General features: G+C 45.5%; 9 protein-coding genes. All 9 read left to right on the top strand.

The genetic code is table 11. The features are described 5' to 3' along the window. Positions 1-1,941: discoidin domain-containing protein (locus AC787_RS34170; RefSeq protein ID WP_200930761.1), on the top strand; the 1,941-nt coding region annotated here is incomplete at its 5' end. 273 nt (positions 1,942-2,214) lie between these two features. After that, positions 2,215-2,757, top strand: coding sequence for a hypothetical protein (locus tag AC787_RS24555; RefSeq protein WP_054027596.1), 543 nt, complete (start codon positions 2,215-2,217; stop codon positions 2,755-2,757). Positions 2,758-2,999: 242 nt separating this feature from the next. Then, positions 3,000-4,631 carry a response regulator gene (locus AC787_RS24560; RefSeq protein WP_235561108.1) on the top strand — a complete coding sequence of 544 codons (1,632 nt, stop codon included), beginning with the start codon at positions 3,000-3,002 and terminating at the stop codon, positions 4,629-4,631. Beyond that, positions 4,628-6,424 (top strand): sensor histidine kinase, encoded by a 1,797-nt coding sequence (locus AC787_RS24565; RefSeq protein WP_054027597.1) that lies wholly within the window; start codon positions 4,628-4,630, stop codon positions 6,422-6,424. Before AC787_RS24560 ends, AC787_RS24565 begins: the two co-directional genes overlap by 4 nt. Next, positions 6,414-7,403: a substrate-binding domain-containing protein gene (locus AC787_RS24570; RefSeq protein ID WP_054027598.1), complete on the top strand. Its 990-nt coding sequence runs from the start codon at positions 6,414-6,416 to the stop codon at positions 7,401-7,403. Before AC787_RS24565 ends, AC787_RS24570 begins: the two co-directional genes overlap by 11 nt. Positions 7,404-7,423: 20 nt before the next feature. After that, positions 7,424-8,698, top strand: a complete 1,275-nt coding sequence (locus AC787_RS24575; protein ID WP_054027599.1) for an ABC transporter substrate-binding protein — start codon at positions 7,424-7,426, stop codon at positions 8,696-8,698. 201 nt (positions 8,699-8,899) lie between these two features. Beyond that, positions 8,900-10,267, top strand: a complete 1,368-nt coding sequence (locus AC787_RS24580; protein WP_054027600.1) for an ABC transporter substrate-binding protein — start codon at positions 8,900-8,902, stop codon at positions 10,265-10,267. Between the two features lie 83 nt (positions 10,268-10,350). Beyond that, positions 10,351-11,271: a carbohydrate ABC transporter permease gene (locus tag AC787_RS24585; RefSeq protein WP_054027601.1), complete on the top strand. Its 921-nt coding sequence runs from the start codon at positions 10,351-10,353 to the stop codon at positions 11,269-11,271. A 13-nt stretch (positions 11,272-11,284) separates the two neighbouring features. Further along, positions 11,285-12,133: a carbohydrate ABC transporter permease gene (locus tag AC787_RS24590; RefSeq protein ID WP_054027602.1), complete on the top strand. Its 849-nt coding sequence runs from the start codon at positions 11,285-11,287 to the stop codon at positions 12,131-12,133. Positions 12,134-12,197: the final 64 nt, after the last annotated feature.

The following is a 12,197-nucleotide window of genomic DNA, read 5'->3' on the forward strand; positions in this document are numbered from 1 at the left end:
AACGATGGTATTATTTCCTATACGGCTTCACCGAAAAACCGGTGGACTAACTGGGTTCCTGAGTCTAGAGCGTCAGATTGGGTACAAATCGATTTCGGCCAAACAAAGACCGTCAATCAAGTAAAGATGCATGTATATACCGATTCAGGCGCAGCTCCTCCGACATCCATGGATGTACAATATTGGGATGGGATGAATTGGATCGACGTGACAAATGTGACAAAAGAACCGGCAATACCTGTTGAAAAGATGAATACGATCACTTTTGACAGTGTTAGTACAACGAAAGTGAGAGTGAATATGAGTAACGCCCCTAACAAATGTATAGCGATTACAGAAATGGAGGTAATGGGATTAAGCGTTGTTTTGGGGAATGACGCAACATTGAACGGAATTGAAATTAACGGTCAACCTCTTGTCGGATTCCAAGCAAATGCACTTGCCTATGAGGTGCAATTCTCGTCAGCAACGCTACCGTCTGTCAAAGCTTCACCGTCAGATACATTCGCAAAAGTTGCGGTCACAAACCCGAGTCAAATTCCGGGCAGGGCAACCATCGACGTGACTTCGGAGGATGGTACAAAAACTCAAACGTACACCATTGATTTTGCTGTACAGGATACGACACCGCCTGTAACGACCGCCACCGTTCCCCAGTCGCAGATGACGGCATCGGCAACAAGTGAGGAATTAATGGGTGAGAATAACGGAGCATCGAGCGTGCTCGATGGAGACAAAGCTACCATTTGGCATACGAAGTGGGATAAGTCTAATCCTCTGCCGCAATCGATCACATTGAATCTTGGCGGTACGTACGACGTGAATAAAATCAAGGTTCTCCCTAGAATAGGTGGGGGTAACGGTATGATTACGGCCTACAATGTCTATACGAGTACGGATGGCAACCAGTACACTAAAGTCACCAGTGGAACTTGGGAAATAGACACCGTGGAGAAAACAGCGAAGTTCCCGACTACGAGAGCGTCCTTTATTAAACTGGAAGCAAGCGCAGGGGAAGGTGGATGGGCATCTGCAGCTGAAATGAATGTTTATCGCATTATCGAGGTGCCCGTAACCGGCGTGCAGCTGGATAAACCGCAAGTCTCACTAAAAGAAGGGCAAACTGCAGAATTGGTTGCAGCTGTGCTTCCTGAGAAAGCAACGAATAAGAATGTAACTTGGTCGAGCAGCGACGATACCGTCGCCAAAGTGGAAGTAAAAGACGGCAAAATAGTGGTAACCGCCTTGAAAGCGGGAGTGGCGGACATTACGGTCACCACGGTCGACGGCCATTTTACAGCGGTAAGCAAAATTACGGTACAGAAAGGCGATGTCACGCCAAACGCTTTAACGACGTTAACCGCAGCAAGCACCGTTCAAACCGGCAAGGAATTCACGGTACAGATGGGTCTGGGCAGCGTGACGCAAAGCGTGTACGCAAATGATATTAAGATGGACTACGATTCGAACGTATTTGAATTCGTCTCGGCCCGATCCGTGAAAGACGGGGTTCTGCTTGTAGAAACGGAGAAGGACAAGCTTGGCAAACTTCGGTTTATTCTCGCAAGCGAAGGGGACGGCAAGGCTGTGACAGGCGATGCCGAGATTCTTGAGCTGAAGTTTAAAGCCAAAGCTRTTTCGCAGCCGGMGACRGGAACGATTGCTGTAACCGACGCAACGCTGAGCGATGCGCAGGGAGTGGAAGTGAAGGCGCAAGCTTCTACGGTCAACGTGAGCATTGCAACGCTGCCTCCGGTAGTTCCAGGCGATATCAACCACGACAATAAAATAAGCATCGGTGATCTTGGCATCGTTGCAGCAAATTACGGTAAAACATCTTCCAGCGAGGATTGGGATCAAGTCAAACAAGCAGACGTAAACGGCGATGGCAAAATCGATATTGTCGATCTTGCGTTCGTGGCCAGAAAAATAATGGAGTAAATCATTCAGATTGTAGTCCCTAACAGATTGGGCCAACCAGCGATTGCTGGCTGGCCTTTTTGTGTGTCAAAGATAGTGTATCTTAGGGGATTTGGTTAAAAAATGAGGGGTAATTCGAAGGAAATATCATTCCTTTAGATCCGAATTTCGAATAAGTTTAAAATATTAACTTGTGCCACAAAGAAAGTACTTTATCAACTACTTTTAGTACTAAATTCAATGGTTGTACACTGGAAAAACCAATATGATAAAGGTGTAAAAAGGGGGGCGCGCATGATACATACACATACACATGCACATGTAATTGACCACAATGAGAAGATTATCGCATTCGGTAAATTGGAAATCGTCAAAGGTTTCTACAACGAAATGCGCAATACTGATATCTTCTACTGGTACAGTCACGACGAAATGATGAAGTTTTTAGATATGGAGGTATGGCAAGAATACCCTGAATACCTTCGTGTTGACATTGATAATAAACTCGCCGGAAACAGGGAATTTGCTATGGCTAATCGGATACCCCAGATTAAATTAATCCTCCACACCGTAATTAATCTGTATGCCCATTCAGAGGCAGGTCCAAAGCTACGAAAAATGAGTATGAACGAACTTAACGACAAGGGTCGAGTGTATTTGAGCGAGATCATCCATCATGCCGATCGGTACTTTCGCTCCAATGAAAATCAGCTATTGATTTCTACTTTATTGCGACAAAAATTCATTGGGAATTCTGACGCCGACAACATAACTGGCGATGGCAAAATCTTCGTGGCAAGAAAAATGATGGAGGAACATTCAGATTGTAGTCCCTAACAGATTGGGCCATTCAGCGATTGCTGGCTGGCCTTTTTGGCGTCAAGAATTGTGTGTTTTAGGGATTTGGATAAAAAATACGGGGTAATTCGTAGAATATATCATGTTTTTAGAACCGAAATCCTATTACAATGATTTTTGAAAGCGTTTTACATTGACTAGAAAAGAGAGGAGCTATTGCGGCTGCTCTCTTTTGATTCAGAAAAAAGAACCGCATGATAGTCCACATATTGGTAAGGCGGGTGCTTATTATATATAAAATCTTGATCGTAGATGACGAATCAGAAGTACGGGAAGGCATCAAGGAGATTATTGAGTGGGAGCTTCACGGTTTTGAATTCATAGGCGATTACGCCAATGGAAGGGAAGCTCTGGAAGCTATCGCAGAACTGAGACCGGATTTAGTCATTTCCGATATTTGCATGCCGTTTATGGATGGGATCGAGTTGACCCAGTATATTCAGATGAAATATCCCTATATCAAAGTAATTATCCTTACCGGTCACGATGAATTTGATTACGCCCAAAAGGCACTACGGTTAAATGTATACGATTTTATCATCAAGCCGATCACAGCGTTTGAACTCCGCGGTCTTCTGGATAAGGTGAGATCAGACATGGACAAGGAAGCGGAGCATCGCGAAAATTTGACCCGCCTCAAAATGCAGCTTCAGCAAAGTTTGCCGTTATTAAGGGAACGTTTTCTTGAGCAGATGGTAAGCGGCACCTTAAAAGACGTACGCATTCAAGAGAGGCTCCAATATTTCCGCCTTCCGACGATGCTCCCTCCTTATCTGGTTGCAGCAATTGACATTGATGAAATCGGTGAGATATCCAAAGGCAGATGGGACAACGATCCAGAGCTTCTCCGTTCTGCCGCATACAATATTGTAGAAGAGATCATGGAAGGCAAAGAAGCGGTGATCTTCCGTACGAGGGAAGATCGCATTGTAGTTGTATTTTACGGTGAAGCGGAAGAGCTGCTGTATGACTCGGCTCTCAATTTAACAGAGGTAATACGATTTTGCATGGAGAAATATTTGAAATTCACGGTTACCGTTGGACTCGGAACATTATGCAGCGCATTAAGCGAGCTGTCTATTTCTTACAAGGGTGCGATTTCCGCGTTGGATTACCGCTTTTTACTGGGGGCTAATCGTGTTGTCTCCATTCAGGATATGGAGGGAGCGCATAACTCCATGCATAGGCTGGACATGGAATGGAGCCGCAGGTTTGCCACCATGATCAAAACAGGTACGAACAAGGAATCTCATGCCCTCATTCAACAATTAATCTGCAGTTTGAAAGCCTCATTGATGCCTATCGGTGCCTGTTACCTGCAGATTCAGTCGATCCTTATTGCGATAGTGAATACGATTCACGAGTTAGTTGGAGACGAAAGTGTTCATTTTAAAGGACACCAGTTGATTGTCAAAAATATGATCGATTTAAAAACGTTAGACGAAATCGAGCAATGGCTCCAGGGAATTTGCAATGAAGCGATAGCCTATATTTCGGAGCAGCGGAACGATTTAAAGAAAATGCTGGTACGAAGTGTTATCGCTTATATCGAAGAAAATTATGCTAACGAGAATTTGACGATCCATGATCTATGCCGCCACGTACATCTAAGTAAAAGCTACTTCAGTTCCATGTTTAAGCAACATACGGAACAAACAATCATGGAATACGTTACGCGAATCCGGCTAGACAAAGCTAAAGATTTGCTGAGGCATACCCCTATGAAATTCTACGAAATCGCCGCGAAAGTTGGTTACAGCGACCCCCAATATTTCAGTGTGCTTTTCAAAAAGCATACGGGGACAAGTCCTACTGAATACCAAGAAAAGCTTGCGAGGGAGACGAACGGATGAGAAAAGGTATGGAAGCCAGGCTTCAGCTTTTCAATTTTCGAAGTATTCAATCAAGCATTTCTGTCACGTTTTCGTTCCTGATCCTAGGTTCGATCGCGATTACGAGCTTCATCTCTTATCATTTGTCGGCCGAAGCGGTTGAAAGGAATTCGGAGCACTATATATCGGAAATCATCCAACAGGTGAATATTAACATCCAATCGTATATCACCAATATGGAAGATATCGGGATGCTCGCATTGACGAATAAAGACGTGAAATATTACATATCGGGGACGAGCTTCATCAGCGAAGAGGAGCGAAGGCCTTATGAGAAAAGGATATCTGATCTGTTTCAATCGATCTTAATTACACGCAAAGATATTGCCTCGATCATGGTTTTCGGCTATAACGGCCGGTTCGTCTCAGACCGCAGAATCACAAGCTTGAACGAGAACGCCAAAATCGAGGAGCAGCCATGGTTTCAACGTGCGCGAGCGGAAGGAGGCAAATCCGTCATTACTGCCCCGCATGTCCAAAATATTATCCAAAACGAGTATCGATGGGTTGTATCTTTGAGCCAGGAACTGAAAAGCGCTGACGGCATAACAGGGGACGGCATTTTTTTGGTTGATTTGAACCTGAGCGTCATCAATGAAATTTGCAATCAGATTAACCTTGGAAAAAGGGGCTACGTGTTTATTGTCGATAAGGACGGAAACATCGTCTATCACCCCCAGCAAAAGCTCATTAACAGCAATCTCAAAACGGAGTTGATCGATAAAGTCAGATCCACCGGCAGCAGCAGTTTCGTTACGGGGGAGGGGAACAAAAAACGGATTTATTCGATCCAAGAAACTCATTTTGGATGGAAAATCGTCGGAGTAACTTATACGAGCGAACTGATAGCCAACCAAAGTCAGATCAAATTGTCTTATTTTTTGTGGACGATACTGGCGCTGGTGATTGCCTTATACCTCTCTTTTACCATCTCCCGGCATCTATCCCGTCCGATCAAAGTACTGCAAAGCAGCATGAAGCAGGTGGAAAAAGGCAACTTCGACATTCGCTCGGAAATTCGCAGTGAGAATGAAATCGGCCAACTGGGCCGGACGTTTAATATTATGGTGGGCAGAATCAAAGATTTAATGGGCCAAATCATTCAAAACGAGGAACTCAAGCGAAAGAGCGAAATGAAGCTGCTGGAAGCGCAGATCAACCCCCATTTTTTGTACAATACGCTCGATTCGATCATTTGGATGGCCGAACGCAAGAAGTATGAAGAGGTCGTTCTGATGACTTCTTCGCTGGCTAAGTTGTTTCGCGCCATTATTAATAAAAATGAAGAGACGATTCCCGTTCGTGTAGAACTGGGGCATATTGCCAACTATTTACAGATTCAAAAGCTTAGATACAAAGATAAGCTTGACTTTGCTATCGACGTAGATCCGGACATTCTTGAGCACCACATTCCTAAAATTATTTTGCAGCCCATCGTTGAAAATGCGATTTATCACGGAATAAAAAATAAGCTGCAGCCTGGCGTTATACAAATTACCGGGAAGGTGCATGGAGAAACCATCATCTTTGTCGTTGCAGATAACGGGGTCGGCATGGATCGGGACAAGCTGGATCAGATTTTGGAGGCGAGGAAAGGTACCATGAGAGGAATTGGGGTTAGCAATGTGGATCAGCGGATCAAGCTATTTGGTCATGAGTTTGGCCTCAGCTTTCACAGCGAGCGATGGGTAGGCACCGAGGTTACAATTGTACTTCCTTTGAACGCTCGGAAAGGAGCATTGGATGGCTCATAAGAAATCCGTACTTTTGGCCGTACTGCTGGCTGTTCTCATTGGATTGCTGGTCGTCGACGTCGTAGATACGCTTCGTTTAACGAATCCAAGGAAATATGAGATCGTTGTCGTGCTGAAAACGAACAATATTCACTCCGACTATTGGCAGATGGTAAGCAGCGGCGTGAAAGCGGCCGCAAAGGAATTCGGTATCCATATCGTCATCACTGGCCCGCTATCCGAGACGGATACGGACGAACAAATCCGCAATTTGAACGAAGTGCTTAACAGAAAGCCCAACGCTGTCATCCTTGCTGCAACCGATGCTGAAAAACTTGCGCCGATGGCTAAGAAAATAAAGGAATCCGGCGCCAAGCTAATTTTAATCGATTCGCATATCCATCATGCTGAGGGAGAAAGACTGATTGCTACCGACTATGTTGGAGCGGGAAAAAAAATCGGAATAAGCTTGGCGGGCTCACGGAATGGCGGACCCGTGAAAGTACTGGCGATTAGCGATAGGAAGAGCGTTTTGGCTGAGCAGGAGCGTGATAAGGGATTTAATGAAGCCATTGCAAGCCATGCCGGCTTTGAAAATGCAGGCACTTTTTATTTTGATTCAACGGAAGATGCAGCCTATGAGCTAGTCAAAACGCTGTTGTCCATGATCCCGGACATCCAGGGCATAGCCGGATTGAATGAAAAGGCAACGTTAGGGGCCGCAAGGGCCCTCAAAGAATACAAACGGATGAATGACGTAAAACTCGTCGGATTTGATAGCTCAATTTATCAGATCAAGCTTTTGGAAGAAGGCCGTTTACAGGCGACGATTGTTCAAAGGCCTTTCAACATGGGGTATTTGTCGGTAGAAATGGCTGTAAAGGTTTTAAACGGGATTAAAGTCGATCCGAACATGAACATGGAGGCTTTAGTAATCACCAAAGACAACATGTACACGCAGCAAAATCAAGAGTTGCTTTTTCCTTTAGTGGAAAGGTAACGATTTGGAGGAGAGAAGGGATGAGAATCGCAGTTGTGCGCAAAATGATTTTGTTGCTCGGCGTGCCGCTTCTGCTATTGGCAATACCGCTCGCCGGATGCATGAAAGGGGACAATGGCGCAGCTTCGCCCGAGCCTGATACAAAGGCTTTTATTTCCTTCGTTGCTCCTGAGTATAGTACGGCGACAAAGCCTTTTTTTGAAAGCCTGGTGAAGGATTTCGAGACGAAATATCCGAACATCGAGGTCGAGCTTCAGGTAATTAACTGGGATATTTTGGACAGTGCATACAATACATTGATCAGTCGCAACCAGCCCCCTGACCTGCTGCTATCCAACATTTATGCACATTTCGCAAAGGATGGCCGGCTGAACGATATGGATGAGTTGCTTTCTCCCTCACTGCGGGCGAAAATTTATCCATATTTCATGGAAGCCAGCAAGTGGAATGGCGTGCGCTACACAGTTCCATATGCAGCGTCGATCCGGGAAATGTATTACAACAAAGATATTTTCGATGAAGTAGGTATTGCCGGTCCGCCCAAAACTTGGAAAGAGCTAGAGGATGCTGCGCGCCAAATCAAGAATACTAAACAGGCGGATGGCTTCGGTGTCGATCTGACGGATAACGAGATATGGGCTTATCTCACCTATTTTTTCTATGGTGCCGGGGGAGGCTGGATGAAGGATGGCGAATGGGCTATCAATACGCCCGAAAATGTAGAAGGCCTCCTATTTTTAAAGGATCTTTATGAAAAAGGGTTGACGGACCCGGAGCCTACGGTCACGACGCGTGATGAAAAACAACGGATTCTCGGTAACGGCAAGCTAGGCATGCTCATATCCGGCAATTATTTCGAGGCGGTCGTTCCCCGTGAATTTCCCGGGCTAAAATGGGCAAAAGGGCCGATTCCGGTCAAGGAAGGACAAACGCCTCTAGTGCTTGGCGTACAGGATGTTTGGATGTCGTTCCGGACGGATCATACGAATAAAGAAGCGTTGTCCAAGTTCCTCGACTTTATTTATGAGGATGCGCGCTACGAGGAATTTGTTCTCAGGGAAGGCTTTATCCCAACGATAAACACAGTAGGTGAGAAGCTGGCCGAGAATGATTCCGTCATGAAACAAAATCTCGATTCGATCCAGCAGGCAAAATTTTATCCGATCCAGCATCCCGCCTGGTCCGCCGTGGTTAACGCGGCCAGAAACATGGGGCAGGCCGTACTGCTCGGGCAAATGACGCCAGAGCAAGCGTTAGATCGACTGCAGCAAATTGCGCTAATTAAAAGTAAATGATTGACGAGGGGCTGTCCGCTGCCATGGAAATGGCGGAGGGGTGGTCCTTTCTTTTTGCGTTTAGAAGATTGCATGAATATTCACTTCAATTTGTGCCCCAAAGATAGTACTTTATCAACTATTTACAGTACTAAATTCAATGGTTGTACGCCGGATAAATCAATATGATAAAGGTGTAAAACTTAAAGGAGGTCATCGCGAATGAGAAAATTCAAAAAAATACTGACAGGGTGCATGGTTTTGTCAACGGTCTTTCTTTCAATCGGCTGTGGAAGCAGTACAAATTCGTCAAATATGACGGAGAAGCCCCTTGAAAGCGCAGTATCGGATGCCAGCAGTCAGCTTCAGGGCTCGAAGCTTACCGGGGACTTTGAAATCCAGTATTTCGTCGGCGGTTACGGCGATGCTTGGTGGAAACAAGCCATAGCCGAATTCCAAGAAGAGAATCCAGACCTCAAGATCAAAGAGTGGGCAGGAGCCAAGATCAACGACCAAATGAAACCTCGCTGGCTTCAAGGGGATCCGCCCGATTTCGTGTACATTGACGGCGCTGGCTCCAATGCAAGACAAATGGTGACCGACGATCAGCTCATGGACATTACTGACTGGCTTAAGGATGCGAAGAACGTTGACGGTAAAAAAATTGTGGATCTCTTGATCGCTCAGCCTGAAGAATACAAACCGGGCACATCCTACGCCATTCCTTTGGTTTTCGGATCGTGGGGGACGTTCTACGATAAGGCGTTGTTTACGAGTAAAGGCTGGGAAGCTCCGGCGGATTTCGAAGATTTCCTTGCTTTAGGCGACAAAATTAAAGCTGAGGGCAATATGAGTCCTTACATCCATACAGGTGTCTATCCCTACTACATTAACGGCGGCTTGTTGGACCCTACTATCATCGCTATGAACGACTATGACACCTCGATCTTTAAGCGAATCAATTCGCTTGAAGAAGGAATTTGGAAAAGCGAGCCGGTTATGAAAGCGCTTGCTAAAATGGTTGAAATGCGAGATAAGGGCTTCATCGACAAAGGATCACCAGCGCTGAATCATACGGATTCCCAATCCCAATGGCTGCAGCACAAAGCGGCGTTCATTCCGACTGGTATTTGGGTTGAGAGTGAAATGGCGAAGGACGTTCCAGCAGACTTTGAATTCGGTTTCTTGCCGTCTATCGGCCAAGACAAGTTCGGCAAATTCGTTGCGAATCCATACACATCAACAGTCGCCATAGCGAAAAAAGCGAAAAATCCGGAAGCGGCCAAAGCATTCATTCAATTTATCTTTACGGAAAAGCAAAGTAAAGCATGGGCGGAGCTCTCCAAAGCCCCTTCTAATATTAAAGCGGATCTCGAAGGTACGAATGCGCCTGCGCTTACGAAAGAGGCCGCCAAATTCTACAATTCCCCAAATACGGTCGTAGCGCCTGAGATCGTTATTCCGGAGGAACTTGTAACGGCTAGAAATAACGCAACTATTGCGTTGACCAAAGGTGAAATTACGCCAGAGCAGTGGGCGGACCGCATGGAAGAAGCGACAGAGAAAATCCGCACCAAAGAAATGAAATAAGACTCTCATTAGGTTTTGAATGATACGAAGGGAGTGCTTCGGACCCCCTTTGTATCATTCAGAAATTTAGATTGGAGGAAAGTATGCAAGAGCGTAAGAATGTTAGAAACGGCAATGCGAAGATGAAGCGGAATATGTTCATTCTCTCCTTTACTCTTCCAACTTTGCTCCTATATCTCGTCTTTACCGTCTATCCGATGTTTAAAGGCATCTATTTGAGTTTGTTTGATTGGTCGGGCGGCTCCGAAACCTATAACTTTATCGGTCTCGGTAATTTCAAAGAGATGCTGCATGACGCTGTGATCGCAAAGTCCATTCGTAACGACTATATACTGGTCATCGGGAAAGTAATCGGGTTTATGATCATGTCCATGTTTTTCGCAGTAGCGCTTACCCGGTTCAACATCAAAGGTTCTGGCTTTTATCGCATCGTATTTTTTATTCCGAATGTTCTTTCGGTAGTTGTCGTAGGTGTTCTCTGGCGCTACGTGTATAACCCGAGCCTCGGCTTCTTGAATTCTTTTATCTCTTTATTTACAGATAGGCCTTTCGATTTCGCTTGGTTAGGTGATAAATGGTCAATCTTTGCGCTGCTGCCGCCATCGATTTGGGCTGGCATCGGGTTTACAATCATTTTGCTTGTTGCTGGTATTCTCACCATTCCATCGTCCTTATTTGAGTCCGCCGACATCGATGGCGCTTCACAGTGGAGCCAATTTTGGCTGATTACACTGCCGTTATCGTGGGAGCAGGTCAAGACTTCCGTGCTTTGGATTGTCATGACGACGATGAACGGATCATTCATCATCGTCACGATCATGACCTTCGAGGGCGGCGTAGACAATGCCACACAGGTCATGGGATCGTATCTGTATTTGAATGCATTTAAATTCGGCAAATTCAGCTATGGGTCTGCGATCGGCGTGCTTATCCTGGTTCTATCTTTCATCACCACAGCAGCACTTCAGCGGCTGATGAAGAGAGAAACCATTGAGTTAACATAGAGGGGACATGCTTATGAATCAACGAATTCTTAAACCAGTCAGTCGTGTCTTTTTCAAATTCAGCCTGATCGTTTGGTCGATTTGCGTCCTTTATCCGCTGCTCTGGACGGTCCTAAGCGCTTTGAAAGATAACCAGCAGTTTTTCCTGGGCAAGCCTTGGGCTTTGCCAAATCTTCCATTGTTTTGGAGCAATTTTACATTTGTGTGGGAGAAATATAACTTCGCTTACAATTTTATGAATTCATTGGTTGTGACGCTCGTAAGCACCGCAGCGGGCGTGCTTTTATCTGCAACGACGGCTTACGTGATCGCCCGGTTTACCTTCAGAGGAAACGGCTTGCTTTATTATTCCTATCTTTCCTATATGATGATTCCAACCTTTCTCGGCATCATTCCTTTATTCTTTTTGATGAACGATCTTCATTTAACGAATCACTTATTGGGCCTAATCTTAGTTTATACGGTATCCGCCGTACCGTTCGCTGTTTTCGTATTAGTCAGTTTTTTCAAATCGCTGCCAAGGGAGCTGGAAGAAGCCGCCGCAATGGACGGCGCTTCGCATTACGGCATCTTTTTTCGGATTATGCTGCCGCTAGCCAAGCCTGGCTTGATGTCTGTTGCGATTATTACTGTGCTGAATATTTGGAATGAATATGTGTTCGCGCTCGTCCTCATGAATGATCCAACGAAATATACGATACCGGTCGCGATAGCGGTCATGCAGGGCGAAATGCAGTATAGGACGGAGTGGGGGCCGCTATTTGCCGCTCTTATCCTCTCGATGGGGCCTATGATTGTGTTTTATATCATGTTTCAAAAGCAAATTACCGGAGGCATTACGGCCGGTGCATTGAAAGGCTAAACCTGAACGCACAGAAAGGGGGGGATCATGAAACTGCTTGTTGCAAGACATGGGGAACGCCTCG

Source organism: Bacillus sp. FJAT-28004 (assembly GCF_001280845.1).
Lineage (GTDB): Bacteria > Bacillota > Bacilli > Paenibacillales > Paenibacillaceae > Pristimantibacillus.

Bases quoted from the DNA above. Each gene is read 5' to 3' on its own strand.
- AC787_RS24555 (WP_054027596.1), top strand. From the start codon at position 2,215: ATGATACATACACATACACATGCACATGTAATTGACCACAATGAGAAG.
- AC787_RS24565 (WP_054027597.1), top strand. From the start codon at position 4,628: ATGAGAAAAGGTATGGAAGCCAGGCTTCAGCTTTTCAATTTTCGAAGT.
- AC787_RS24570 (WP_054027598.1), top strand. From the start codon at position 6,414: ATGGCTCATAAGAAATCCGTACTTTTGGCCGTACTGCTGGCTGTTCTC.
- AC787_RS24575 (WP_054027599.1), top strand. From the start codon at position 7,424: ATGAGAATCGCAGTTGTGCGCAAAATGATTTTGTTGCTCGGCGTGCCG.
- AC787_RS24580 (WP_054027600.1), top strand. From the start codon at position 8,900: ATGAGAAAATTCAAAAAAATACTGACAGGGTGCATGGTTTTGTCAACG.
- AC787_RS24585 (WP_054027601.1), top strand. From the start codon at position 10,351: ATGCAAGAGCGTAAGAATGTTAGAAACGGCAATGCGAAGATGAAGCGG.
- AC787_RS24590 (WP_054027602.1), top strand. From the start codon at position 11,285: ATGAATCAACGAATTCTTAAACCAGTCAGTCGTGTCTTTTTCAAATTC.